The following is a 25,694-nucleotide window of genomic DNA, read 5'->3' as shown; positions in this document are numbered from 1 at the left end:
CGGCGCGCGCTCGGCTCGGTGGCCCGACCGCCTGCTGCTACCGTGGGTAGGAATGTACGACCGCCTGCTCGCGCCGCTCGACCTCGGCTTCACGACGCTCCCCAACCGGGTCCTGATGGGGTCGATGCACACCGGGCTCGAGGACCGGGCGTGGGACGCGGGACGGCTGGCCGCCTACTTCGCCGAGCGGGCCAAGGGCGGGGTCGGCCTGATCGTGACCGGCGGCTACTCTCCCAACCGCACCGGCTGGCTGCTGCCGCTGGCGTCGGAGCTGTCGTCGCGGCGGGCGCTGCGCCACCACCGCCGGATCACCGACGCGGTCCACGCCGAGGGCGGCCGGATCGCGCTCCAGCTGCTGCACGCGGGCCGCTACGCCTACCACCCGCTCTCGCAGTCGGCCTCGGCCACGAAGTCGCCGATCACGCCCTTCGCGGCCAAGGCGATGAGCGCCGAGGCGGTGGTCCAGACGATCGCCGACTTCGCCGCCAGCGCCGCGCTCGCCCGCGAGGCCGGCTACGACGGGGTCGAGATCATGGGCTCCGAGGGCTACCTGCTGAACCAGTTCCTGGCCCCGCGCACCAACCAGCGGCGGGACGAGTGGGGCGGCACCGCCGAGCGCCGGCGGCGGTTCCCGGTCGAGGTGGTGCGGCGGGTCCGCGAGGCGGTCGGCGAGGACTTCATCGTCGTCTACCGGATCTCGCTGCTCGACCTGGTGCCGGACGGCCAGAGCTGGGACGAGGTCGTCGCCCTGGCCCACGAGGTCGAGGGCGCGGGAGCGACGATCCTCAACACCGGGATCGGCTGGCACGAGGCGCGGGTGCCGACGATCGTGACCTCGGTGCCGCGCGGGGCGTTCACCTGGGCGACGGCCAAGCTGCGGCCGGAGGTCTCGATCCCGGTGGTGGCCTCGAACCGGATCAACATGCCCGACCAGGCGGAGCAGATCCTCGCCAGCGGCCAGGCGGACATGGTCTCGATGGCGCGGCCGTTCCTGGCCGATCCGGCGTGGGTCGCGAAGGCCGCGGAGGGCCGCGCGGACGAGATCAACACCTGCATCGCCTGCAACCAGGCGTGTCTCGACCACACCTTCCGCAAGAAGACGGCGACCTGCCTGGTGAACCCGCGGGCAGCGCACGAGACCAAGCTGCGGATCGAGCCGGCGGCGCGGTCGCGGCGGATCGCCGTCGTCGGGGCGGGGCCGGCCGGGCTGGCCTGCGCGACGACCCTGGCCGAGCGCGGTCATGCGGTCGACCTGCTGGAGGCGGCGGACGAGATCGGCGGCCAGTTCAACCTCGCCAAGCGGGTGCCGGGCAAGGAGGAGTTCCACGAGACCCTCCGCTACTTCGACCGCCGGATCGCCCGCACCGGGGTGACGCTGCGGCTGGGCACGACGGCCGACGTCGAGGGGCTGCGCGGCTACGACGAGGTGGTGCTGGCGACGGGGGTGCGGCCGCGGACCCCGGCGATCGCGGGCGTCGACCACGAGCGGGTGCTGTCCTACGCCGAGGTGCTGGAGGGCGCCCCGGTCGGCGCGCGGGTGGCGGTGGTCGGAGCCGGCGGGATCGGCTACGACGTCAGCGAGTTCCTGGTCCACGAGCACTCGCCGGCCCTCGACCTGGCCGCCTGGCAGGCCGAGTGGGGCGTGACCGATCCCGAGCAGGCGCGCGGCGGCGTGATCACCCCGGTCCAGGCGCCGGCCCCGCGCCAGGTCCACCTGCTCCAGCGCAAGACCTCGCGCCTCGGTGCCGGCCTGGGCAAGACCTCGGGCTGGGTCCACCGCGCCGCGCTCGCCCACAAGCAGGTCGAGCTGCACGCCGGCGTCAGCTACGAGCGGATCGACGACGACGGCCTGCACCTGACCGTCGCGACCGGCGACGGCGACGAGCGGCGCCCGCTGCTGCTCGCCGTCGACCACGTCGTCCTCTGCACCGGCCAGGAATCCCGCCGCGACCTCCACCAGCCGCTGGTCGACGCCGGCGTGAGCGTCCACCTGATCGGCGGCGCCGACGTCGCCGCCGAGCTCGACGCCAAGCGGGCGATCAAGCAGGGGACGGAGCTGGGGGCGCGGTTGTAGGGGCCTTGTTCAAGGTTCGCCCCTAACCTTGAACATGGCCCGCGCCCGTTCAACCTTCCGCCGGCACCCCGCCCAGCACCTGCTGCGCGTACGGCCGCAGCATCCGGGTGATCCCGTCGATCGTCGGCCGCGGGTCGTCGACCGGCAGCACGACGTAGCTGAGGGCCAGGCGGACGAGGGTGTCGGCCATGAAGCGGACCTCGTCCTCGGCGACGTGCGACCAGTGGCCGCTGAGGATCGCCGCCAGCCGCTCGCGCGCGTAGCCGAGCAGCGGGGCCGCCTGCGAGGTCACCAGCGGCAGCAGCTCGTCGCGGCCGTCCTCGGTCACCACCGCCCGCACCAGCGGGTCCTCGGCGACCGCGGTCAGGAAGACGTCGAGCGCCGCCGTCAGGGCCTCGGCCGGGTCGGTCGCGCGCGCCGCCACGGCCGCCTCGACCGCGGCGATGAAGCGGTCGACCTCGTACATCACCAGCGCCTCGGTCAGCGGCCCGCGCGCACCGAACTCGTTGTAGAGCGTCTGGCGGCTGACGCCGGCCCGCTCGGCGATCGCCGCCATCGTGACCGCCCGCCAGGGTCGCTCGGCCGCCAGCTCGCGCGCCGCTTCGAGCAGCGTCCGCCGCAGCAGCGAGCGGGTCGCGTCGGCGAACGACGGGGTCGGACCGCGGCTCATCGCCCGGCGGCGTCGGCGCCCGGCCGGCGGCCGCGCGTCACGCGTCCTCGCCGACCGGCTCGAAGTCGAGCTTGCTCTCGACCCCGCAGTCGGGGCAGTTCCACCCGTCCGGGACCGCCGACCACGGCGTCCCGGCCGGGAACCCCTCGCGCGGGTTGCCCGCGGCCTCGTCGTACACGTAGCCGCACTCGGGGCAGCGGAAGGCCGCCATCAGACGGCCGCCTTCGGCGTCGTGTCGCCGCCGCCGTTGCCGTACTTGCGCAGCAGCTTCTCGCGCTTGCGGGGGTGCAGGTTCGCCAGGGTCACGTCCCCACCGTAGTGGGCCAGCACGCGGTGATCCATCACCCTCCGCCAGAGCGGCGGGAAGAGCGCCAGGACGATCATGCCCGCGTACCCCGTCGGCAGCTCGGGCGCCTCGTCGAAGTGACGCAGGGCCTGGTACCGGCGCAGCGGGTGCGCGTGGTGATCGCTGTGCCGCTGCAGGTGGTAGAGGAAGACGTTCGAGGCGACGTTGTTGCTGTTCCAGCTGTGGTCGGGCCGGGTCCGCTCGTAGCGGCCGCTGCCGTCGTCGCGCTTCTGGCGCCGCAGCCCGTAGTGCTCCAGGTAGTTGACGATCTCCAGCAGCGAGAAGCCCATCACGACCTGGATCGCCAGGTAGGGCGCGATCTCGAGTCCGAAGACGGCCAGCAGCAGCGCGTAGAGGACGACGCTCATCAGCCACGCGTTGAGGAGGTCGTTCTTGATCGTCCAGGGCGACTTCTCCAGCCGCTGGAAGCGCTCCCGCTCCAGCTCCCAGGCCGACCGCAGGCTGCCCGAGACCGTCCGCGGCCAGAAGGCGTAGAAGCTCTCCCCCAGCCGCGAGCTGGCGGGATCCTCGGGCGTCGCCACGCGCACGTGGTGACCGCGGTTGTGCTCGATGAAGAAGTGCCCGTAGAAGCTCTGGGCGAGGGCGACCTTCGACAGCCAGCGCTCGCTGTCGGCCCGCTTGTGGCCGAGCTCGTGGGCGGTGTTGATCGCGATCCCGCTGACGCAGCCGACGGTCGTCGCCAGGCCGATGCTCTCGATCACCGAGAGATCGCCGCTGCCCCACTGCCAGGCGGCGAAGACCAGGCCCGCGTACTGCAGCGGCAGGAACGCGTAGGTGCACCAGCGGTAGTACTTGTCCTGCTCCAGCCAGGCCAGCACGCGATCGGGCGGGTTCTCGGCGTCGGTGCCGATGATCACGTCGAGCAGCGGCATCAGCACGAAGACGATGACCGGCCCGGCCCACCAGAAGACGCCGGCGCCGGTCGCCTCGACGAGCCCGTAGGCGATGAATGGCGCCACCGGCACGATCAGGCCGAGCAGCCACGCGTAGCGCTTGCCGTCGGTCCACTCGGGGGCGTTGACCTCGCCCTCCTCGTGGTGGTGGTGATGGTGATGCGCTTCGTCGGCGGTCACGGAGCTCATGGTCGGGAACCTCGCACGGGGGTTTGACAGCGAGCCGCTCGGTGTCGAGCGATTGGACATACCGTAGCGCAGATGTAAAGCGCGTGGGAGATTTCGTGACAGGCCGTCAATCCGGTTCCCCGACCGGGACACGCGGGCCTTGCCTGTCGCGGTGTCCCGGGAGTAGGCTCGCGCCGTGATGTTTCAGGCTTGTAACCGTGCCGGGGCGGCGGGCCGCCCACGGGGGGCGTCCGGTCGTCCAGCCCAGCCACCGCGACGGGGCCGCCTATTGGCGGCGTTCGCGCTCTCGATGACGCTGCTCGCGCCCGCCACCGCGGGCGCCCACGTCGAGCGCCCGTCCTACTGGCCCGACCCGGCCCCGGACACCTCGGTCAACCCACCGGCCGGCGGCAAGGTCCCGACGGTCCGCAGCCTCTACACGGCGCTCGACGCGGCCCCGGTCGGCACCACCCGCGTGGTCTGCCAGGGCCCGGTGCCGAGCACCGCCGCCGTCGACGCCGCGACCAAGAAGCTGGCCAAGGTCCGCGCGACCTACAAGAAGCAGCGCCGCGCCGCCCAGCGCAAGAAGGCGTCGAAAGCGAAGCTGCGGACGCTCCGCAAGCAGTTCCGCAAGCGCGAGAGCCAGCGCAAGCGCGTCCTCCGCCAGGCCCGCAGCCGCCACGCCGCGGCCGTCGCCGCGCATCCGTCGATCGCCCGCCTGCGCCGCTCGATCGACGCCGCCCGCGGCGCCGGCTACAAGTACCGGCCGTCGGAGAAGGCGCGGCCGCTGAGCGCCGACGAGGCCGACCGGCTGCTGGCGTTCAACGAGCGGCTGCTGTCCGCCTGCGCCTACCAGGAGATCCAGCCGGCGGTGACCGCCTCGGGCAACAACGACCGCGTGGTCGTGATGCCGGGCGTCTACACCGAGCCGACCGCGCGCAAGAAGCCGAAGTACGACCCGGCCTGCCGCAAGTACCAGACCTTCAGCGACTACCCGCGGCGGGCCGGCGCGGCGACCTACGCCTACCACTGGAACTGCCCCAACGACGCCAACCTGGTGGCCGTGATCGGCCGCAAGCCCGGCCCCCAGCCCGCCCCCGACCCGCCGCGGCTCGACCGCCGCGGGATCCCGGACATCGGGCCCTGCGTGCGCTGCAACCTGCAGCTGGAGGGCTCGGGCCTGACCGCCGACGACACGGTCGTCGAGGCCGGCGACGCGAAGGCCGGCAACGGCGGCCCCTCGGCGATCGGCCACGCCAAGGACGTGGCGATCGGCGCCCAGCGCGCCGACGGCTTCGTGCTGGCGAACATCAGCGCCCGCCACGCGCTCGAGCACGGGATCTACGTGATCGAGACCGACGGCTACATGCTCGACCGCTTCAAGGCCTTCTACAACGGCGAGTACGGGACCCTGACCTTCGTCAGCGACCACGGCGTCCAGCAGCAGTGCGAGGCCAAGGGCCACGGCGACTCCGGCCTCTACCCCGGCGCGCCGGCCGAGACCGGCGAGCAGCGGGCCCCGAACGAGACGCAGCGCTACAACCAGGAGGTCCGCTACTGCGACTCGTACCACAACGCCGCGGGCTGGTCGGCGACCAACGGCAACGCCGTCTGGATCCACCACAACCGCTTCTACGACAACTCGCTCGGCCTGACCACCGACGTCGCGACCTCGGCCGGCCACCCCGGCTTCCCCGGTGACTCGCTGCTGATCGAGGACAACGAGTTCTACTCGAACAACTTCAACGTCTTCGCGAAGGGCTCCGACGTCAAGGGCAAGCTGCCCTACCCGGTCGGGACCGGCATGTGGATCGCCGGCGGCAACGCCCACATCGTCCGCAAGAACCGCTTCTGGGACAACTGGCGGCGGGGCGCGATGCTGTTCTCCGTCCCCGACGTGCTGGTCTGCGCGCCGGGCAGCGGCAACGTCCAGGACTCCTGCGACCCGCTGAAGCTGTCGACGTCGCACCGCAACCGCTTCTACGACAACACGATGGGCCAGGCGCCCGACGGGAAGACCGCGCCCAACGGCCAGGACTTCTGGTGGGACTCCTTCCCGCTCAGCCAGGCCAACTGCTGGTACCGCAACGGCGGTCCCGGGCCGCTGATCACCAGCCCCGCCCAGCTGCCGTCCTGCAACGACGGCCGCGACCCGAACGCCAGCGTCGGCCTGGCCGACCTGGCCAACGAGGGCGAGCTGCTGAGCTGCATCGTCTCGTTCGAGAGCCGCAACTACGACCCGGCCCAGTGCCCGTGGTTCTCGACGCCGCCGAAGCCGTCGGCGCGCGCCGCCGAGCGGCGGGCCCAGGCGCGGGCGCAGGCGTCGCCGTTCGAGGGGCAGATCCGGGACTTCTGCGCGGGCCGACCGGACGCGCCGATCTGCCGCCGGCTCGATCCGGCGCTGGAGGGGTGATCCCCGTTCGGCGCGGGGCCGCGCTGGCCTGCACGATCGCGATCGCCGCAGCCGGGCTGACCGGCTGCGGCGGCTCGGACGGGGGCGCCCGGACCGGCGAGCGACCGGCGAGCGGCGAGCCGCCGGTCGGCGGGGCCGGTCCGGCCGGCTTCGACGCCCGCCGGATGGCCACCTACACCTGCGACGACTGGCGGGCGGCCGACACCGACGGCCGCCTCCAGGCCCTCCAGGCGCTGCACGGGATCGTCGGCGGCGCGATCGTCGGCCGCCACAACAACGGCCGCGGCCGGGTGCTCGCCGACGAGGACGCGTACAAGCTGTTCGACCGGATGTGCAAGCCCGACTACGCCGGCGGGTTCCTGCTCTACAAGGTCTACGGCCGGGCCGCGGGCTTCGCCGGGGTGGAGCCGTAGCCGGCCGGCGACCGTGGGCCGCGGTGGCGCCGGCCGCCGCGGTCGCGCTGGCCGCCCTGGCGGTGCCGGCGACGGCGACGGCCCACGGGCTGACCACCGCCCGCCGCGACCAGCCGATCCCCGACTGGCTGTTCGGGTGGGGCGCGGCGGTCGTCCTGATCGTCTCGTTCACCGGCCTGGCGCTGGCCTGGCGGCGGCCGCTGCTGCAGGAGGACGATTGGCGGCCGCTGCCGTCGCGGGCGGCGCGGCTGCTGCCGCGGCCGCCGGTGACGGTCGTGACCGGGCCGGTCGGCGTCGGGCTGCTGGCGGCGACGATCTGGGCCGGCCTGGCCGGCACCCGCGAGCTGTCGCTGAACTTCGCCCCGACCTTCGTCTTCGTGACGGTCTGGCTCGGCGGGGTGCTGGTCAGCGTGCTGCTCGGCGACGTCACGCGGGCCTTCAACCCGTGGCGGGCGATCGGCCGCGCGGTCGGCGCCGGAGCCACGCGGCTGCGGGGCGGGCGGCCGCTCCCCCACCTGCCCTACCCGCCGTGGCTGGGCCGCTGGCCGGCGGTCGCCGGGCTGCTCGGGTTCGTCTGGCTGGAGCTGATCTACGACGCCCCCGGCGGCGCGATGCTGGAGCCGCGGACGGTGGCGGTGGCGGCGATCGCCTACAGCGTCTGGACGCTGGTGGCGATGGCCGCCTTCGGGGTCGAGCGCTGGAGCGAGCGCGGCGAGACCTTCGCCGTCTACTTCCACCTCTTCTCGCGGCTGGCGCCGTTCGAGGTCCGGCGCGGCTACGTCGGACGGCGGCGGCCGCTGGCGGCGGCCGGCCGTTGGGAGACGCTGCCCGGCTCGCTGGCGCTGGTGCTGACCGCGATCGGGGTGACCGCCTTCGACGGCGCCCAGGAGGGGGCGCTGCGGGAGCCCGGGAAGTGGCTGTTCGAGCGCGCGCTCGACGCCGGCTGGGGCACCGCCGGCGCGCTGCGGGCGAGCAACACGGCGATGCTGCTGGGGACGATCGTGGTCGTGGCCGCGATCTACTGGCTGGGGATCGCGGGCGTCCGCCGAACGGTCCGCGAGCCGCTGGTGCCGCTGGCCCGGACCTTCGCCCACAGCTTCGTGCCGATCGCGCTGGCCTACGTGGTGGCGCACTACTTCAGCCTCTTCGTCTTCCAGATCCAGGCCCAGTTCGGCTACCTGCTCTCCGACCCGCTCGGCGACGGGTCGAACCTGTTCGGGACCGCCGGCGGCCAGATCGACTACGGCCTGCTCGACGCCGAGGCGATCTGGTACGTCCAGGTGGCGGCGCTGGTCGCGGGCCACGTGGTGGCGCTGGTGCTGGCCCACGACCGCGCGATCGCCCGCTTCGGCGACGCGCGGGTGGCCGCCCGCTCGCAGCGCTGGATGCTGGCGCTGATGGTCTGCTTCACCACCCTCGGCCTGTACCTGATCTCCCAGGCCAACGCCTAGGCGACGTGGCGGGGGGCCAGGGCGTCGGCCGCGGCCAGAGTCTGCGGGGAGAGGGCGGTTGGCGGCAGCCCTCCCCCGTGCTCGGCGACCAGCGCGTCGGTCAGCGCGGCGTGGGTCGGGGCCGGGCCGAGGTCGCCGATCGCGCCGGCGGTCGACGGGCTCCAGGGGATCCCGAGCGCGGCGTAGACGTCGGTCAGGACCGGCCGCAGCGGCGGGTCGTCGTCGAGCAGCAGCATCGTGGTCACCAGCGCCGCGCCGCGGACGACCCGCTGCGAGAGGCCGGCGATCTTGATCCGCCCGCCGACGTTGAGGCTGTGGCTGCCGGCGCAGTACTCGCCCTCCAGCTCGCCGGCCGCCGCGTCGACCCCGACCCGGGCCAGCGCTCGCTGGATCCGGGCCGTGGCGGCGGCGTAGCGCTCCTGGGTGCCCTCGAAGACCGCGTCGTGGGCGGCCAGCTCCTCGTAGACGAGCGCACCGGGCCCGTAGGCCGCCGCGTGGCCGCCGCCGAGCCGCACCAGCGGCGCGAACCCGTGCGCGCGGGCGGCGGCCGCGGCGGCCGGGAAGCCGGCGGCGCGGGCGTCGAGCTTCGAGAACGCCACCGTCGCGCCGGGCCGGTAGATCCGCAGCAGGTCCGGCCGCTCGCCGCGCGCCACCTCCAGCAGCAGCGCGTGGGAGAGCGCCATGTCGCGCGGCGGATCGTCGGGGAAGGCGTCGCGCAGCAGCTGCACCGGCCCAGTCTCCCGCATCGGCCGCGGCGCCCCGTGGGCGTGCGGCCCTAGCGCCGCACGTGCGTGCGGCGGCCCTTCATCGTCAGCCCCTGGAGCGCCCGGACCGTCTCGTCGGCCCGCGACTCGGGCACCTCGACCAGCGAGAAGCGGTCGTGGATCTGGATCGTGCCGATATCGCGGCCGGTCAGCGACGACTCACCGGTGAAGGCGCCGACGATGTCCTTCGGCCGGATCCCAGCCCGCCGGCCCGCGCTGACGAAGAGCCGCGTGGTCGGGCCCTGGAGCCCCGGACCGCCACCGGGCCGCGGCCCGCGACGGTCGTCGTGGCGGTCGCGGCCGCGGTCGTCGCGGCCGCCGCCGCGCCGGTCCTCCCAGCGCCCGCCGCCGTCGCGCTCGCGGCGGTCGCCGCGGCCGGGCCGCTCGCGGCCGTCGCGCCGCCAGCCGCCGCCGGCGTCGGGGATCTCCTCGTCGTCGGCCTCGACCCCGCCCGCGCCGTCGTGGGCGAGCTTGATCGCGGCCAGCGCGACGTCGATCAGGTCGAACTCCTCGGCCAGCGCCTCGACCACCTCGCGGACGCCGGAGCGGTCCTCGTCGCGCAGCAGGCTCTCGCGCAGCCGCTCGCGGGTCGCCTCCAGCCGCCGCGCGCGCAGGTCGGCGACCGTCGGCACCACCTCGATCGCGATCTTCTGGCCGGTCAGCCGCTCGATCGCCTTCACCAGCCGGTGCTCGCGCGGCTGGGCGAGCGTGATCGCCACGCCCTCGCGGCCGGCGCGACCGACCCGGCCGATCCGGTGGACGTAGGCCTCGGGCGCCGAGGGCACGTCGTAGTTGACGACGTGGGTGAGGATGTCGACGTCGAGCCCGCGGGCGGCGACGTCGGTGGCGACGACCAGCTCGGTGGTGCCGCCGCGCAGCCGCTCGACCACCCGGCTGCGGCCCTCCTGGTCGATCCCGCCGTGGAGCGCCTCGGCCCGGTAGCCGCGGCCGTTCAGCGTCGCCGTCAGCTCGTCGACCTCGGCCCGGGTGCGGCAGAAGACGATCGCCGCGTTCGGCTGCTCGACGTCGAGCACGCGGCCGAGCGCGGCCGGCTTGTGGGCGCGCGGCACCACGTAGGCGGTCTGGCGGATCCGCGGCGCCTCGCCGGCGCCCGGCGCGCCGTCGGCCCCGGCCTCGAGCTGGATCCGGATCGGGTCGCGCAGCCGCCGCTGGGCCATCCGGTCGATCCGCCGCGGCATCGTGGCCGAGAAGAGCACCGCCTGGCGCTGCTCCGGGACCGCGTCGAGCAGCGCGTCGAGGTCCTCGGCGAAGCCCATGTCGAGCATCTCGTCGGCCTCGTCGAGGACGACCGTCCGCAGGTCGGAGAGGTCGAGCGCCCGCCGGTTCAGCAGGTCGACCGCCCGGCCCGGGGTGGCGACGACGACGTCGACCCCGCGCTCCAGCGTCCGCAGCTGGCGCACGATCGGGGTGCCGCCGTAGACGGGCAGGACCCGCGTGCCCAGCTCGCTGCCGTACTTGTGGATCGCCTCGGAGACCTGCATCGCCAGCTCGCGGGTCGGCGTCAGCACCAGCGCGAACGGCTTGCCGGTGCGGGTGTGGCTGGCGAAGCGCTGCAGCAGCGGCAGCGCGAAGGCCGCGGTCTTGCCGGTGCCGGTGGCCGCCTGGCCGAGCAGGTCGCGGCCCTCCATCAGCGGGCCGATCGCCTCGCGCTGGATCGGCGTGGGCTCCTCGTAGCCGAGCGCCGTCAGCGCGGTCAGCAGCCGCGGGTCGAGCGCCAGGTCGGCGAAGGTCGTGGCGGTCGGATTGGGGTTCGGTGCGTCGTCGCTCAAGGGATTCCTCACCCTCCATGCTGACGGCCGGCCGCGCGCGGCGCGCGCCGCCTGCCTAGGCGGTCCGTGCGGGCGGGGGCAGTCGCCGCCAGGCCTCGACCGCCAGCCACAGCTCGCTGACGTCGGCGGTCTCGCTCAGCCGGCGGCCGGTCAGCTGCTCGATCCGGCGGATCCGGTGGACCAGCGTCTGCTTGTGGACGAACAGCTCCTCCGACGCGCGCAGCCACGAGCGGTTGTGGCGCAGGAAGACCTCGAGCGTCCGCACCAGGTCGCCCTCGCGGTAGTCCAGCAGCGGCCCGAGCACGCGGTCGACGGCCAGCTGCGCCTCCTCGACCGAGCGCGGCCCGAACTCGGAGCGACGGTCGCCGTAGCGGGCGATCCCGCCGGCGCTGTCGGCCGCCGCGTCGAGCGCCCAGCGGGCCTGGGTGACCGCGGCCGGGATCTCGCGGAGGGCGGCGACCGGATCGCTCAGCCCCATCCGCATCCCCGCCGGCAGCACCGGCGCGAAGCGGTCGACGGTGGCGTCGTCGGCCGGCAGCAGGCAGTGGACCCGGCCCTCGCGGCGCAGCAGCATGTTCGGGATCCGGCGGTCGGCCAGCGCGTGGTGCAGCCAGCCGCTCTCGCCCATCCCGCCGTCGCGCTCCAGCAGCCCGACCCGCAGCGGCACCGTCAGCCCCTGGCGCTCCAGCTGGCGGCGGGCCTCGTCGCCGTCGAGCCGCCGCTCGATCAGCTGCGCCAGCGCCTCGCTGCCCAGCCGCCGGGCCTCCTCGCGCCGCGCCCACGACCGCTCCAGCTCCAGCGCGACGGCGGTCGCCACGTGCTGGAGCAGCGCGTAGGAGGGCGGCTCGCGCTGCCGCGAGACGACCACCAGCGAGGCCGAGCGGGCGGTCGGGACCGGGATCACCAGCATCGTCGCGCCGTCCTCCAGGCTCCCGCGGAGGACGCCCGGCAGCTCGTCGCGGCGGCCCTCGGTCAGGCCCAGGAAGGCCGCGGCCAGCGGCGCCGGCAGCTGCGGCGCGCCGGTCAGCGGGGCCAGGGTCGGATCCTCGGGGGCGCAGACCCAAAGCGCCGCGCCGACCTCGTCGGCGAGCGCGTCGATCAGCGCCCGTCCCGGCTTGTGGACGACCGCCTCGCGGACCCGGTCGTAGATCCGCGCCGCCCGCACCAGCCGCAGGTGCTCGGCGTCGGCGTTGGCGCTGGCGACCGCCCGGCTCATCTGGACGAACGGCACCTCGAAGGCGGTCATCAGCAGCGGCAGCTCGGCCTCCTCGGCCGCATCGCGCATCGCCGGCGACAGCTCCGGCGCCTGCATGTGCTCGCCGATCGCGACCCCGCTGGCCCCGATCCGCGCCAGCTCGCGGACGTAGCGGACCTGCGCCTCGGGCGGGGCCGGGATCCCGAGCCCGACGGTCATCACCAGGTCGCCCGGCTCGAGCCACTCCCACGGCTCGTGGATCTCGACGCTGTGGGCCCAGGCGACCGCCCGGTCGAGTCCGCCCGCGCCGGCGATCACCCGCGTACGGAGGTATGGGATGGCGATCAGCTCGCGGACGGTGATGGGCATCGGGCAGGTCCTGACTGGCGCCTGGAGCGTCCACGCCGATCATACGATCGTACGACGACCCCGTCGCAGTTCGTCTCCGGCGGCCGTTGCCCGTGCCCCGCCCGTCCCCCACCATGGTCGCCGCGGCCCACTCTGTGCGGCCGATCACACGGACGAGCGACCCGAAGGCACGACAGCGATGAGCACCACGACGGCGACCCTCGAGCGGCAGGCCCTGATCGACGGCCGCTGGACCGACGGCGCGGCGGGCACGATGGAGGTCCGCTCGCCCTACGACGGCCGGCTGGTCGGCACCACCACCCGCTGCGACGCCGCCGACGTCGACCGCGCGGTCGCCGCCGCGGTCGCCGCCCAGAAGGCCTGGGCGCGGACCTCGCTGGTCGAGCGGGTCGAGCTGTTCGAGCGGGCGATGACGATCGCCGAGGAGCGCAACGAGGCGATCGCCCAGCTGATCACCGCCGAGATGGGCAAGACGATCCGCGAGGCCCGCGAGGAGATGGTCCAGTACGCGACCCCGCACTTCCGCCGCGCCGCCCAGGACGCGCTCCGCCACCACGGCACCACCCGGCCCTCGACCGAGGAGCCGACCAACCGCAAGCGGATCATGACCACCCGCCGCCCGCTCGGCGTGATCGGCGTGATCGGGCCGTACAACTTCCCGGTCGACATCCCGATGATCCCCGTCCTCTACGGGATCATCGCCGGCAACGCGGTGGTCTGGAAGCCGAGCGAGAAGGCCCCGCTCTGCTGCGCGATGGTCGTCGACGTGCTGCTCGAGGCGGGGCTGCCGGCCGGCGTCCTCAGCTTCGTGCCCGGGGCCGGCGACGTCGGCGCCGCGCTGGTCGAGCACCCCGACGTGGCCGGGATCCAGTTCACCGGCTCGACCGACGTCGGCAAGCGGATCGCCCGCGCCGCCGAGCTGAAGCGGACGCTGCTGGAGCTGGGCGGCAACGGCCCCCAGATCGTCTTCGCCGACGCCGACCTCGACGCCGCCGTCGAGGCCGCGACGATGGGCTGCTTCTACATGGCCGGCCAGGTCTGCACGGCCGCCGAGCGGATCCTGGTCCACCGCGACCGCTACGACGAGTTCGTCGAGCGGCTGGCCGCGAAGGCCGCCGAGCTGCGGATGGGCGACCCCGCCGAGGAGGCCACCGACATGGGCCCGCTGGTCGACGACGCGACGCTGGCCAAGGTCCGCCGCCACGTCGAGGACGCCCGCCGGGCCGGCGCGACGGTGATCCAGCCGGAGGCGCCGGGCGGCCTCTTCTACCCGCCGACCGTGCTTCGCGACGTCACGCCGGAGATGGAGATCGCCCGCGAGGAGACGTTCGGCCCGGTCGCCCCGGTGATCCCCTTCGAGACCCTCGAGGAGGCGATCGCGATCGCCAACGACTCGCCCTACGCGCTCAACGCGGCCGCCTTCACCGCCGACCTCGACACCGCCTGGGCGATCTGCGACGCGCTCGACCACGGCACGGTCCTGATCAACGAGACCACCAACTACTGGGACCAGATGGCGCCCTTCGGCGGCGCCAAGCAGAGCGGGATCGGCCGCGAGCTGGGCGGGATCCAGATGCTCGACACCGTCACCGAGCCGAAGACGCTGGTCTTCAACGTCGGCCGCGGCTGAGCGATGGCGGTCTCCTCCCCCACCCGCCCGGCCGTCGCCCGCGACGGCCGCCACCGCTCGCTGTGGCTCCAGCAGGCGCTCGGCGACGCCCCCGACGCGCCGCCGCTGACCGGCGCGACCACGGCCGACGTGGTGATCGCCGGCGGCGGCTTCGTCGGGCTCTGGACCGCGCTGCGGCTGAAGGAGCTGGATCCGGCCTGCGACGTCGTGGTGCTGGAGCGCGACGTCTGCGGCGGCGGCGCGTCGGGCCGCAACGGCGGGATGGCGCTCTCGTGGTGGCCGAAGCTGTCGAGCCTGATCCGGATCTGCGGACCGGAGGAGGCGCTGCGGCTGGCGCGGGCGTCCGAGGCGGCGGTCGGCGAGCTGGGCGCGTTCTGCGAGGCCCACGGGATCGACGCCGAGGTGACCCCCGGCGGGATGCTGTGGACGGCCACCGCCCCCGCCCACGTCGGCGCCTGGGAGGCCGTGATGCGCCAGTGCGCGAGCGTCGGGGCCGAGCCGTTCGTGCGGCTGTCGGCGGCCGAGGTCGCCGCCCGCACCGGCTCGTCGCTGCACCTGGCCGGCGTGCTCGAGCCGGCGGCGGTGACCGTCCAGCCGGCGAAGCTGGCCCGCGGGCTGCGGCGGGTGGCGCTGGAGCGGGGCGTGCGGATCCACGAGCGCACCGCGGTCACCGGCTTCACCCGCGAGCGACCGCTGCGGGTCACGACCGACCACGGCCACGTCGACGCTCAGCGGCTGGTGATCGCCACCAACGCCTGGGCCCAGGCGATCCCCGAGCTGCGGCGCAGCTTCGTGACGGTCACCAGCGACATCGTCGCGACCGCGCCGATCCCCGACCGGCTGGCCGAGCTCGGCTGGACCGGCGGCGAGAGCGTCACCGACTCGCAGATGATGGTCAACTACTACCGGACGACCCGCGACGGGCGGCTGGTCTTCGGCAAGGGCACCGCCGGGCTGCGGCTGGGCACGACGGTCGGCGACCGGCTCGACCGCAACCCCGCCCACACCGCGCTCGTCACCGCCGAGCTGCACCGGACCTACCCGCAGCTGGCCGGCGTCCCGATCGCCCGCGACTGGGGCGGCCCGATCGACCGCACGCCGACGAGCATCCCGCGGATCGGCCGGCTCGACGGCCGCGACCACCTCCTGGTCGGCGTCGGCTGGAGCGGCAACGGCGTCGGCCCGAGCCTGCTCGGCGGCCAGATCCTGGCCCGGCTGGCGCTCGGGATCCGCGACCAGTGGACGACCAGCCCGCTGGTCGACCACCGCCACGACCGCTTCCCGCCCGACCCGGTCCGCTACGTCAGCGGTCGCCTGGTGCGCCAGGCGGTGGTCCGCAAGGAGCGGGCCGAGGCCGCCGGTCGCCGCCCGCGCGGGCTCGACGTGCGGCTGGCGCGGCTGGCCCCGGCCGGCCTCGAGGACAAGCACTGATGCCCACCGACCACCTACCCCGGAGCGCCCCATGACCCAAGCACCCTCCCGCCCGGCGACGACCGCCGCGCGGCCCCGGATCGAGGCCCGCTCGATCGACTACGTGCCGCTGGACGAGCGCCACGGCCGGCTCGGCGACCAGGCGACGGTCTGGTTCGCCTCCTCGGCCTGCCTGCTGACCCTCGCCACCGGCGCGATCGGGATCACCCTCGGGCTCGGCCTGCTGTGGACGATCGTGGCGCTGACCCTCGGCACGGTCGTGGCCTCGGTGCTGGTCGCCGCCCACGCCAGCCAGGGCCCGCACCTGGGGCTGCCGCAGATGGTCCAGTCGCGGCCCCAGTTCGGCCGCTACGGCGCGCTCTTCATCTGGGCGACGGCGGTGCTCGTCTACTGGGGCTACGCGGTCTCCGGCTTCGACATCCTCGGCGACACGCTGGCCAACCTGCTCGGCGGCTCGTCGGCCTTCTGGCTGATCGCGATGGCGGTGCTCTCGGTGGTGCTGGCGATCGTCGGCCACGACTGGCTGCACGTCGCCCAGCGCCTGATCAGCGTGGTGCTGGTGGTGTTCCTGGCGATCTTCACCGTCGGGATCGTCGTCGGCGGCCACCTGCCGACCGCCGGCGGCCAGTTCACCACCGCCAGCTTCAGCTTCGTGCCGTTCCTGACCGTCTTCGCGGCGGCGCTCGGCTACCAGCTCTCGTGGGCCTTCTACGTCTCGGACTACTCGCGCTACATGCCGGCCGAGACCAGCCACCGCAAGATCATCTCGGTGACCTTCGTCGGGCTGGTCGCGGGGGTGCTCTGGATGGAGGTCGTGGGCGCGATCGCGGCGGCGATCTTCCCCAAGCTCGGCGTCGTGGCCGGGGTCCAGGAGGCGTCCGACCTGGTCTTCCAGGGGCTCGGCGCGATCATGCTGCTGCTGGCCGCCGCCGGCACCGTCGGCCTGATGGGGATGTCGCTCTACGGGGGCTCGCTGACCCTGATCAGCGCCCTCGACAGCCTGCGGCCGATCGTCTCGACGGTGCGGCTGCGGGTGGCGACGATCGGGCTGCTGTTCGTCAGCGCGACCGGCCTGGCGCTGGCGCTGCCGGCCGACTTCCTGGCGACGACCTTCGTCACCGTGCTGGCGGTCCTCGGGTACCTGATGGGGCCGTGGACGGCGATCAACCTGACCGACTACTTCCTGGTCCGCCGCGGCCGCTACTCGGTCCGCGAGATCTTCAACCCGGCCGGGATCTACGGCCGCTGGAACTGGCGCGGCTGCCTGGCCTACGCGATCGCGTTCGCGGCGATGGTGCCGTTCATGCACCTGGAGTTCTTCGAGGGCCCGATGGCGAAGGCGATCGACGGGGTCGACCTGGCGATCTTCGTCGGGCTGCCGGTGGCGGCGGGGCTCTACGCGCTCTTCTGCCGCTCGCTCGACGTCGCCGGCGAGGCCCGGATCGTGGCCGCGGCCGACGCCGACCTCGACGGTCCGCCCGCTGCGGCGGCGCCGCGCCCGGTCGCTCCCGGCACGACGGCCGGCGAGCCGCCGCTGCAGGTGGCCGGCGCCTGACGGCGACGGGGCGCCGGCCGGGTCGACCCCGCCGGCCGGCGCCCTCCCCTCGCCGCGGTTCTCAGCGCTGGCGCCCGCCCAGCTGGATCGTCTGCCCGCCGACGGTGACGGCGATCGCGTAGTCGCCCCGCTTGACGCGCGGCGAGACGGCCACCACGGCGCCGCGGCGCGCGATCCGGCGGACCACCCGCTTGCCACGGCGGATCCGGATCGCCACCCGGCCGGAGGCGCCGGCGGTGTTGGTCACGGTCAGCCGCGGACGGGCGCTGCCGCGGGCCTCGCGCAGGGTCACCAGCAGCGGCTGGGCCGGCCGCAGGTCGACGGTCCGCACGCGGTCGTCGGTCGGGTCGGCCTCGAGGTCGGCGGGGCAGAACGGCGCCTTCACCCACTGCTTGCGGCTGAACAGCTTCGTCTGGTCGCTGGAGTGGACCGACCCGGGGTTGGTCGACTCGCCGTAGGTCAGCAGCGTCCGCACGTCGGGGCAGCCCGGCTTCAGGTGCACGGCCTGGATGAACGACGAGCCGTGGACGACCTCGGTGTAGCCCTTCTTCGGGTCCCAGACCGGCGTCACGACGTTGAAGACGCCGCTCGCGTGGGGCCCGCCCTGGATCGGGATCCGCTCGCCGCGGCGGGTCACCGACTGGCCCTGGCGGAGGGTCGCGTCGAGCGGCAGCCCCGCCCCCTGGAGGTCGGAGATCGCCTGCTGCAGCGACCCGGCCACCATCGGGTTGAGCATGTTCAGGCCGCCCGGGGTGTTGACCGCGTCGCGGTGGTCGAAGGCGGTCGCGAACGGCCCCAGCAGCCCGGCCGGCAGCGCGATCGGCAGCGCCCCGGTCAGCCGCGTGACGAACCGCTGCCAGAGCACCGCGCCCTTCGCGTCGAGGTCGTTGCGCATGTTCCACGCGCGCAGGACCCGGCAGGCCTCGCTGCCGCAGCCGGCGACCAGCGTGTCGCGCCAGATCTCGGCGCTGTAGACCCGGTTGCCCATCCCCACCCGCATCAGGTTCTGGAGGTCGAAGCCCTTGCCGGGCAGGCCGTCGCTGCCGTCGATCCGCTGCTGCAGCTGCTTGAGCCCGATCCGGGTCCGCAGCGAGCGCGGGGTCCGCTCGTCGCCGATGATCTTGCTGAAGCCCTCGAGCGGCTGGGCCGGGTTGGTCAGCCAGTACGAGTCGTTCATGTTCGACACGTGGTCGTCGCGCCGCAGGCTCGGCATCTTGCTCGGGCCGAGGATCCCCGGGGCGATCGCGTCGGGGTCGTTGCCGGGCAGGCAGGCGCGGCGGGCGCCGTCGAGCACCGGCAGCCGCTGGAGCAGGTCGGTGACGTGGCCGAGCACCTGCTCGCACTGGTCGTACTTCGCGCGGTCGATGTTCGGGATCGAGCCGATGTCGGCGTAGTAGGCGTTGCCGGCCGTGTCGGCCGCGATCGTGTTGACCCACGGGATCCCCTCGTACTTGCGCAGGATCCGGTCGACCTCGGGGACCGACTGCGCGAAGTTCATCGAGAAGAAGTGGTTCATCAGCCGGCCGAAGTTCTCGCCGTTGCCGTCGTAGAGCGCGAAGGCGGTGACCGGCGTCCACGGGAACAGCGGCAGCCCGAGCAGCGAGGTGAAGATCGGCCCGTGCTCGGACGACCAGAGCGTGCGGCTGCGCGACTCCAGCCGGCCGCCGGCGCCGCGCACCTGGACGGTCACCCGCTCGCCCTTCAGCTGCTTCAGCTGGCCGTCCTCCACGTAGGTGGTCGGCCCCAGCATCGTCAGCTGGTAGGGCACGAAGCGGCGCGCGGTCGAGACGGTGTGGCTCCAGGCCATCCCCTTGGTGGTCCCGATCAGCACGATCGGCACGCCCATCAGCGAGCCGCCGGTGACGTCGACCTTGCCGGGCACGGTCAGGTGCGCCTGGTAGAAGCGCTCCGGCCCCTGCCACGGGAAGTGCGGGTTGCCGTAGAGCAGCCCGTGGCCGTCGCGCGAGCCGCTGCGGCCGATCGCGTAGGCGTTCGAGCCGAGGCCCCCGAGCCGCCGGTCGAGCTCGCCGGCGGGGATCGACTTCGCCCGCTCGACCACGTCGACCGGACCGGTCAGCAGCGGCTGGGCGCCGGCGATCCCGTCGATCGCGACCCCGCTCGAGGCGAGGATCGAGAGCGAGTAGAAGCGCCGGTAGACGTCGCCGATCGTGATCGGCCGGACCCAGCCCTCGCCGCGGCAGGTCCGGTCGGGGATCCCCTTCGTGCCGCCGACCCGCTTCAGCCACGCGTTCCAGCCGTCGACGTAGCCCTCGAGCGCCTGCTTGATCTCCGGCTTCGGGCCCAGCGGCGGGGCCTGGGCGGCCAGCCGCTCGACGGTCTTGCGGTCGCGGATCCGCTGGTAGAAGAAGTCGCTGTTGAGGTTGTTGGCGGTCGAGCCGTTGCCGCGGATCGCGTAGCCCTTGTCGGGGCCGAACCAGCGCGAGCGCTCGCCGTTCGAGGTCACGTAGGCCTCGGCGACGGTGCAGACGGCGTCCTCGGCCAGCGCCTGCGCGTAGCCGTAGCCGAGCGACGCGTAGTCGCGGGCCTTGATGTGCGGGATCCCGTAGGCGGTGCGGGTGACGGTGACGTCGTAGCGGGGCGTGGCCGCTGGTCGCGCCGGGGCGGCCCCGGCGGCGGCCGGCGCGAGGGCCAGGGCGAGCAGGGCGAGGGTCGACGTCAGCGCTCTCCGGGTCACCCCCGCAGCTTAGGCGAACAACGCTGTTCGCGATAGGGCCGGGCGCGGGCACTTGGGACAGCGTACGCCACGATGTCTCTCGGCGCCTCCGTTTGCCGTTCACCGAACATCAACGCCAAAAACGTTGCATCCATGGGTAGTCTGTCCACCGCGGGAGCGCCGAGCCAGTGCCGGTTTCGAGCGCTCCCGGTGTTTTGGGACACACATCCAGGGGGATAGATGGGACTCGGAGTGCCGCGCCGCAGAAGTGCGCGCGTGATCTCTACGGCGGTCGCCTGCGCGATCGTCACGACCGCCGCGACGGCTCCAGCCGCGCAGGCGAAGCCACCGAAATTCGACCCGATCACGCCGCTGCTCGGCCTGCTCGAGGGCAAGAACGGGCTCGGTGAGGTGCTCCAGGGCACCCTCTGCGCCCCCGTCCACGGCGTCGACGCGCTGATCCGCCTGACCGGCGAGAACCCGGTCAGCGGCCTGCTGACGCCCGTCACCGGCGGGCTCAAGACGCTCGTCTGCAACGCCGGCGTCATCGACTACCAGTTCGTCACGAAGTTCCGCGACGAGAACGGCAACGAGATCGAGCGGATCCACCGGACCGCGCTCGGCGTGCCGACGACGCTGAACGTCGACCACGACGGCGAGGCCGACCTGATCGGCACCGTCACCCTGACCGGCCCGAACACGGTCGGCCTGGTGGTCGAGCGGGCCCAGAACGAGAAGTCGACGCTGCCGGTCCAGGTCGAGGCCGTGCTCGGCAACACCGGGGGCACCGTCCTCGGCGGTCGTCGGATCGCGGTCGGCTACGACGCGCGCGACGACAAGGCGCCGCGCAAGTTCACGATCTCGACGCCGCTCGACACGATCACGAAGTCGAACGGCGCCCTCCGGGCCAGCATCCAGCAGAACGACCCCGGCCAGCGCGTCGCGGTCGTGGCCGACATCTTCGACGGCTCGCCGACCGACCGGGTCGACGAGACGGCGATCCGGCTCGACTTCCGCAAGTCGCCGCACAACGCGACCTTCACCGCCAACCTCGGCGAGTCGGCCGCGCTGACCGCGACGACCGACAACCCGGGCGGCCTCCTGACCGCCTCGGTCGCGTCGCCCGACCTCAACGCCGACGTCGCGCTGCGCGTGCTGCCGGCCAAGCTCGACCTCGCGGTCGACGCCGCGGGCGGCAAGATCACCTACAACGGCAACGGCACCTCGATCGAGCGCCTGACGGCCGACGTCAGCTCGACCAAGGACCTGATCGGCGGCGCCCGCAAGCTGCGGGTCGACCTGCTCGGGATGCCGGTCGCCGGCGGCGTGTCGATGGACGCGCCCAGCAGCGGCAGCCAGCGCCTCGGCCTGACCGCCGACGGCGTGATCGACCAGATCGACGTCCGCGCCACCGACGGTGACAGCGGCTTCCCGCAGGTGCCGGGCGCCGACACCGACGGCGGGGCGTTCCTCGACACGACCGGCGGCAAGTTCCGCCTGGCCGCGCGCGTCTTCAAGCTGAAGTCGATCGCCGTCAACCCGTCGCCGATCGCGCTCGACGTCCAGACCGATCAGGCGCAGACGTTCCGGATCGACGCGGCCGTCGACGGCAGCGGCGACGGTGCCGCGCCGCTGACCGCGAAGGCGACGATCCAGGACCTCCCGACTGCGCTCAAGCTGGGCCTGGTCGAGGACGGCGCGAACTCGAAGCTCACCTACGAGGCCAGCGCGCCGATCAGCCTGATCGACGCCGAGGTCGCGGGCATCTCGGTCGTGGACGGCGCGGACAAGCTCCACGTCAAGCTCCAGGGCATCGACGGCAACGGCGACATCGGCCTGCGCTCGGACGAGGACGGCACCGTCGGCCTGGTGGCCAACGGCGTCAACGTCGACCGGATCGAGGTCGAGGCGGCCGAGGCCGGCGGCGACTTCCCCCAGGTGCCGGGTGGCGCCGCCGGGGCGTTCGTCGACGCGACCGGCGGCAAGTTCCGCCTGGCCGCGCGGATCTACCAGCTGCGGGCGATCACGATCAACCCGTCGCCGATGGCCCTGACCCTCGACACCGGCACGGAGGGCCCGTTCCGCGTCGACGCGACGCTGCCGGGCAGCGATGACGCCGCTCCGCCGATCGTCGCCAAGGCGACCATCGACGAGCTGCCGACCCACCTCAAGATCGGTCTGGCCGAGGACGCCGACGGCCAGAAGCTGCTCTACGAGGCGAACGCGCCGATCGACCAGATCGACGTCCACGCCACCGGCGTGCCGCTGCTCGACGGGGCCGACAAGCTCCACGTCAAGCTGCAGCAGATCGACGGCAACGGCTCGATCGCGATCCGCACGCCCAGCGACGGCGAGGAGGGCTCGAAGCTCGGCCTCGTCGCCGACGGGGTCAACGTCGAGCGGATCGAGCTCGAGGCCGCCGACGCGACCTCCGAGTTCCCGCAGGTCCCCGGCGGTCCCGACGACGCCGGCGCGTTCCTCGACACCACCAACGGCAAGTTCCGGCTGGCCGCGCGGGTGTTCCAGCTGCGGGCGATCGAGGTCAGCACCTCGCCGGTCAGCCTCAAGGCGACCACCGGCGTCTCGAAGCCGTTCCGCGTCGACGTGACCCTGCCGCCGAGCGAGGACGACCCGGGCTCGGGCGATCCGGGCAGCGGCGATCCCGGCTCCGGTGACCCCGGCTCCGGTGACCCCGGCTCCGGCGATCCCGGCAGCGGCGATCCGGGTGGCAACCCGACCCAGTGCACCCCGGAGGAGCCGGGCGGCGGTGGGCCCGGTGGCGGCGGTGATCCCGGCGGTGGCGGCGACCCCGGCGGCGGCGGTGATCCCGGCGGCGAGCCCGGTGGCGGGCCGCAGCCGATCCACGTCGAGGCCGAGGTCCTGGACCTGCCGACCACGTTCGAGCTGGGGCTGACCTCGCCCGCCGAGGGCTCCGACGAGGACACGAAGCTCACCTACGAGGCGAGCTCGCGCGTCAACGACATCCGGATCAAGGCCACCGGCGTTCCGCTGCTCGAGGGCTCGGACAACATCGAGGCCGCGATCCACGACGTCCCGACCGGGTTCACGCTGGCCCTGCCGAAGCAGGACTGCACCCCGGGCACGCCGCTGGCGAAGCTGACCACGGCCGACGATCAGGCGATCGGCGAGCTGCGGCTGGCCGCCGGGCGTCCGCTGCCGGCCACCGGCCTGCAGCCGGACGGCAACCCGGATCCGGCGGTCGACGACCTGTTCGGCTACAGCACGAGCGGTGGCATGGGCGTCGCGGTGCGGCTGACCGCCCTCAAGGGCCTCAGCATCACCCTCGACCCGATCGCGATCCACCTCGACCAGGACGCGACGAAGACGAAGCCGATCGTCCTCGACGCGACCATGGCCCAGGAGGGCTCGACGACGCCGTCGACCATCACCGGCCGGATCAGCAAGACCTCGGCCTCGACGACGATCGGCACCGAGATCGGTGACGACACGCCGACGAAGCTGAAGTTCGAGAACGCGGCCAACCTGACGCAGATCAAGCTGAAGGCCCTGAACCTGGGTGACATCCCGGAGCTGGACCTGACGCTCGACAACATCCCGCGCAAGCTGGACGTCTGCGTCGACTCCGGTGCGCGTTGCCGGCGGCCCAACCCGAACGTCCTCAGCGGCGGCACGGGTGGCGGGGACAACCGGCCCTACGCGGCCCAGACGTCGATGAACTTCGAGGACAGCGGGACCCAGGCCAGCGGCCTGACCACGCTGAACGCGAAGCTCCCGATGGGTGGGCAGACGGTCTCGGTCACCAACCTGCGGTTCCGCAACCTCGGGATGGACCTGGGCCAGGGCCCGACGTTCTCGTACCTCGGCAACACCCTCCCGCGGATGTACATGTTCTTCGACTCGCGCGGACAGCAGTTCGTGATGAACGAGATCAAGTACCCGCCGATGGTCGAGTCGTTCAAGCTCGGCTCGGACGCGAAGCCGGCGACGGCGACCAACCGGATCGTCTGGCTGAAGGGCACCAAGAGCCTGGGCCTGCAGCTCGACACCGCGTCGGCCGGCTCGCTCGACTGCCAGAAGACCGCGGCGCTGACCATGAAGATCCTGGGGCTCAACATCAACCTGTTGAACTTCCTGGGCGGTCAGCTGCTCCCGGTCTGCTCGACCAACGCCCCCTAGGTCGCTGACGGCGGCGGCGACGGGCCACGCGCCCGCCGCCGTCCCCGCGCGGCACGCGAGCCCCGGGACCGCCTGGTCCCGGGGCTCGCCTCGTTCCGGGGCGGGTCAGACGGCGACGTAGCCGCCGTCGACGCAGACGTTGCTGCCGGCGACGAACGAGGCCCGCGGCGAGAGCAGGAAGAGCACCGCCTCGGCGAGCTCGTCCGGCGCCGCCAGCCGTCCGATCGGGTGCGCCGCCACGATCGCGGCGCGGGCGGCGGCCGGGTCCGGCAGGCCGTCCAGGTAGCTCGTCAGCATCGGCGTCTCGACCGAGCCGGGGCTGACGGCGTTGCAGCGGATCCCCCGCGACGAGTAGTCGGCCGCGATCTGGCGGGTCAGCTGCAGGACGCCGCCCTTCGACGCGCAGTAGGCGGCCTGCCCGGCCAGGCCGACCGTGGCGGAGATCGAGGCGAAGTTCACGATCGCCCCGCCCCCGCCCTGCTCGAGGAACGCGCGAACCGCGTGCTTGCAGGTCAGGAAGGTCCCCGTCAGGTTGACCTCCAGCGTCCGCCGCCAGTCCTCCAGCGCGGTCTCCGCGACCGGTGCGACGGTGATCGTGGCGGCGGCATTGACCAGGCCGTCGATCGATCCCAGGGCCGTGCGCGTGCGGGCGATCCCGGCCTCGACGTCGGCCTCCTCGGCGACATCGACCGGCACGGCCAGCGCGCGGTCGCCCAGCGACGCCGCGGCCGCCGCGACCGCGTCGGCGTCGCGATCGGCCAGCGCCACCCGCGCGCCGGAGGCGACCAGCTGCTCGGCGACGGCGCGGCCGATGCCGCCGGCGGCGCCGGTGACCAGGACGTTCATCCCGGCCACCCCGCGGTCGGGCGCGATCGGATCGCCGCTCATGCCGCGTCCACGATCCCGCCGTCGACCTGGTAATCGGCGCCGGTCACGTGCGACGCGGCGTCCGAGGCCAGGAAGACGATCGCGTTGGCCACGTCCTCCGGGCGGCCCAGCCGGCCGAGCGGCATCTTGCGGACCTCCTTGGCGAAGTGGTCGATCGCCTCCTCCTTGCTGAGGCCGAACTCCTCGGCCAGCGACTCGGCGAACCCGCCGGGCTTCTCCCAGGCCGGCGTCAGGGTCGGGCCGGGCGAGACGCAGTTGGAGCGCACGCCGCGCGGGCCGAATTCGATCGAGATCGCCTTCGACAGCATCAACACGCCGGCCTTGGCGACGCCGTAGTCGACGAAGAACGGATCGGGGGCGCGGGCGACGTCGGAGGCGGTCGAGACGATCGCGCCCGAGCCCTGGGCGATCATGTGCGGCAGCGCGGCCCGCGACGCCCGCACCATCGAGAAGAAGTTCACGTCCAGCAGCGACCGCCAGTCCTCGTCGCTGACGCTCAGGAAGCTCTCGCGGTAGGGGAAGACGCCGACGTTGTTGACCAGCACGTCGATCCGGCCCCAACGCTCGATCGCGGCGTCGACCGCCGCCACCGGACCGGTCGCGCTCGCCAGGTCGCCGGCCACGCCGACCACCCCGTCGATCGCGGTCGCGGCCGACGGGTCCAGGTCGGCGGCCACCACGCGGGCGCCCTCCTCGGCCAGCAGCCGGACGGTGGCCAGGCCGATGCCCGAGCCGCCGCCGGTCACCACGGCCACCTTGTCGTTCAGGTTCAGTTGCATCTCGTCGTTCCT

At 73.7% G+C, this 25,694-nt stretch carries 17 protein-coding genes; 8 read left to right on the top strand and 9 right to left on the bottom strand.

Features of this window, described 5'->3' with window-relative positions; all coding sequences use genetic code 11:
• The first annotated feature begins 52 nt into the window (after positions 1–52).
• Entirely contained in the window at positions 53–2,074 is a 2,022-nt protein-coding gene (locus tag SH587_RS13245) for an oxidoreductase (protein WP_320671098.1), read from the top strand.
• A gap of 49 nt (positions 2,075–2,123) precedes the next feature.
• On the opposite strand, the gene SH587_RS13240 is transcribed toward SH587_RS13245, so the two are convergent.
• Genes SH587_RS13240 through SH587_RS13230 form a run of 3 tightly spaced genes read right to left on the bottom strand, consistent with a single transcriptional unit; the run spans position 2,124 to position 4,193 of the window.
• On the bottom strand, positions 2,124–2,744 hold the full coding sequence (locus tag SH587_RS13240; RefSeq protein ID WP_320671097.1) for a TetR/AcrR family transcriptional regulator: 621 nt from the start codon (positions 2,742–2,744) through the stop codon (positions 2,124–2,126).
• A gap of 37 nt (positions 2,745–2,781) precedes the next feature.
• A complete protein-coding gene (locus SH587_RS13235; RefSeq protein ID WP_320671096.1) occupies positions 2,782–2,955 on the bottom strand; it encodes a rubredoxin in 174 nt (57 codons plus the stop codon).
• A complete protein-coding gene (locus SH587_RS13230) occupies positions 2,955–4,193 on the bottom strand; it encodes an alkane 1-monooxygenase (protein ID WP_320671095.1) in 1,239 nt (412 codons plus the stop codon). The genes SH587_RS13235 and SH587_RS13230 overlap by 1 nt, the downstream gene beginning before the upstream one ends.
• Before the next feature lie 289 nt (positions 4,194–4,482).
• On the opposite strand from SH587_RS13230, the gene SH587_RS13225 reads away from it, so the two are divergent.
• From SH587_RS13225 to SH587_RS13215, 3 genes are read left to right on the top strand one after another with little or no spacing between them, the layout of a single operon-like run.
• Complete coding sequence (locus tag SH587_RS13225; RefSeq protein ID WP_320671094.1) at positions 4,483–6,585, top strand: right-handed parallel beta-helix repeat-containing protein; 2,103 nt, start codon at positions 4,483–4,485, stop codon at positions 6,583–6,585.
• Entirely contained in the window at positions 6,582–6,998 is a 417-nt protein-coding gene (locus tag SH587_RS13220) for a hypothetical protein (RefSeq protein ID WP_320671093.1), read from the top strand. The genes SH587_RS13225 and SH587_RS13220 overlap by 4 nt, the downstream gene beginning before the upstream one ends.
• Positions 6,999–7,021: 23 nt before the next feature.
• Positions 7,022–8,449, top strand: coding sequence for a fenitrothion hydrolase (locus SH587_RS13215; RefSeq protein ID WP_320671092.1), 1,428 nt, complete (start codon positions 7,022–7,024; stop codon positions 8,447–8,449).
• Here SH587_RS13215 and SH587_RS13210 read toward each other — a convergent pair.
• Genes SH587_RS13210 through SH587_RS13200 form a run of 3 tightly spaced genes read right to left on the bottom strand, consistent with a single transcriptional unit; the run spans position 8,446 to position 12,567 of the window.
• On the bottom strand, positions 8,446–9,177 hold the full coding sequence (locus SH587_RS13210) for a lipoate--protein ligase family protein (protein WP_320671091.1): 732 nt from the start codon (positions 9,175–9,177) through the stop codon (positions 8,446–8,448). The genes SH587_RS13215 and SH587_RS13210 overlap by 4 nt on opposite strands.
• 47 nt (positions 9,178–9,224) lie before the next feature.
• Positions 9,225–11,003, bottom strand: coding sequence for a DEAD/DEAH box helicase (locus SH587_RS13205; RefSeq protein WP_320671090.1), 1,779 nt, complete (start codon positions 11,001–11,003; stop codon positions 9,225–9,227).
• Between the two features lie 55 nt (positions 11,004–11,058).
• On the bottom strand, positions 11,059–12,567 hold the full coding sequence (locus tag SH587_RS13200) for a PucR family transcriptional regulator (RefSeq protein ID WP_320671089.1): 1,509 nt from the start codon (positions 12,565–12,567) through the stop codon (positions 11,059–11,061).
• Between the two features lie 178 nt (positions 12,568–12,745).
• Between SH587_RS13200 and SH587_RS13195 the strand changes: the two genes are divergently transcribed.
• Genes SH587_RS13195 through SH587_RS13185 form a run of 3 tightly spaced genes read left to right on the top strand, consistent with a single transcriptional unit; the run spans position 12,746 to position 17,183 of the window.
• Complete coding sequence (locus tag SH587_RS13195) at positions 12,746–14,197, top strand: aldehyde dehydrogenase family protein (protein WP_320671088.1); 1,452 nt, start codon at positions 12,746–12,748, stop codon at positions 14,195–14,197.
• A gap of 3 nt (positions 14,198–14,200) precedes the next feature.
• Positions 14,201–15,628: an NAD(P)/FAD-dependent oxidoreductase gene (locus SH587_RS13190; RefSeq protein WP_320671087.1), complete on the top strand. Its 1,428-nt coding sequence runs from the start codon at positions 14,201–14,203 to the stop codon at positions 15,626–15,628.
• Positions 15,629–15,659: 31 nt separating this feature from the next.
• Complete coding sequence (locus SH587_RS13185) at positions 15,660–17,183, top strand: purine-cytosine permease family protein (protein WP_320671086.1); 1,524 nt, start codon at positions 15,660–15,662, stop codon at positions 17,181–17,183.
• 61 nt (positions 17,184–17,244) lie between these two features.
• Here SH587_RS13185 and SH587_RS13180 read toward each other — a convergent pair whose 3' ends face one another.
• A complete protein-coding gene (locus tag SH587_RS13180) occupies positions 17,245–19,878 on the bottom strand; it encodes a penicillin acylase family protein (protein WP_320671085.1) in 2,634 nt (877 codons plus the stop codon).
• A gap of 255 nt (positions 19,879–20,133) precedes the next feature.
• Here SH587_RS13180 and SH587_RS13175 point away from each other — a divergent pair, with 255 nt between their 5' ends.
• Entirely contained in the window at positions 20,134–24,015 is a 3,882-nt protein-coding gene (locus SH587_RS13175; protein ID WP_320671084.1) for a hypothetical protein, read from the top strand.
• Between the two features lie 105 nt (positions 24,016–24,120).
• Here the strand turns inward: SH587_RS13175 and SH587_RS13170 are convergent, their stop codons facing one another.
• Both SH587_RS13170 and SH587_RS13165 read right to left on the bottom strand, forming a co-directional pair.
• Complete coding sequence (locus tag SH587_RS13170; protein WP_320671083.1) at positions 24,121–24,903, bottom strand: SDR family NAD(P)-dependent oxidoreductase; 783 nt, start codon at positions 24,901–24,903, stop codon at positions 24,121–24,123.
• Entirely contained in the window at positions 24,900–25,682 is a 783-nt protein-coding gene (locus SH587_RS13165; protein ID WP_320671082.1) for an SDR family NAD(P)-dependent oxidoreductase, read from the bottom strand. The genes SH587_RS13170 and SH587_RS13165 overlap by 4 nt, the downstream gene beginning before the upstream one ends.
• Positions 25,683–25,694: the final 12 nt, after the last annotated feature.

Source organism: Patulibacter defluvii (assembly GCF_034096925.1).
GTDB lineage: Bacteria > Actinomycetota > Thermoleophilia > Solirubrobacterales > Solirubrobacteraceae > Patulibacter > Patulibacter defluvii.
Note: the sequence above shows the minus strand (reverse complement) of the source record. Positions and strands in the feature narration are given on the sequence as shown.

What these genes read in the sequence shown, in the direction of transcription:
- SH587_RS13245 (WP_320671098.1), top strand. Translation starts at nt 53, where the DNA reads ATGTACGACCGCCTGCTCGCGCCGCTCGACCTCGGCTTCACGACGCTC.
- SH587_RS13240 (WP_320671097.1), bottom strand. Translation starts at nt 2,744, where the DNA reads ATGAGCCGCGGTCCGACCCCGTCGTTCGCCGACGCGACCCGCTCGCTG.
- SH587_RS13235 (WP_320671096.1), bottom strand. Translation starts at nt 2,955, where the DNA reads ATGGCGGCCTTCCGCTGCCCCGAGTGCGGCTACGTGTACGACGAGGCC.
- SH587_RS13230 (WP_320671095.1), bottom strand. Translation starts at nt 4,193, where the DNA reads ATGAGCTCCGTGACCGCCGACGAAGCGCATCACCATCACCACCACCAC.
- SH587_RS13225 (WP_320671094.1), top strand. Translation starts at nt 4,483, where the DNA reads ATGACGCTGCTCGCGCCCGCCACCGCGGGCGCCCACGTCGAGCGCCCG.
- SH587_RS13200 (WP_320671089.1), bottom strand. Translation starts at nt 12,567, where the DNA reads ATGCCCATCACCGTCCGCGAGCTGATCGCCATCCCATACCTCCGTACG.
- SH587_RS13195 (WP_320671088.1), top strand. Translation starts at nt 12,746, where the DNA reads ATGAGCACCACGACGGCGACCCTCGAGCGGCAGGCCCTGATCGACGGC.
- SH587_RS13190 (WP_320671087.1), top strand. Translation starts at nt 14,201, where the DNA reads ATGGCGGTCTCCTCCCCCACCCGCCCGGCCGTCGCCCGCGACGGCCGC.
- SH587_RS13185 (WP_320671086.1), top strand. Translation starts at nt 15,660, where the DNA reads ATGACCCAAGCACCCTCCCGCCCGGCGACGACCGCCGCGCGGCCCCGG.
- SH587_RS13170 (WP_320671083.1), bottom strand. Translation starts at nt 24,903, where the DNA reads ATGAGCGGCGATCCGATCGCGCCCGACCGCGGGGTGGCCGGGATGAAC.
- SH587_RS13165 (WP_320671082.1), bottom strand. Translation starts at nt 25,682, where the DNA reads ATGCAACTGAACCTGAACGACAAGGTGGCCGTGGTGACCGGCGGCGGC.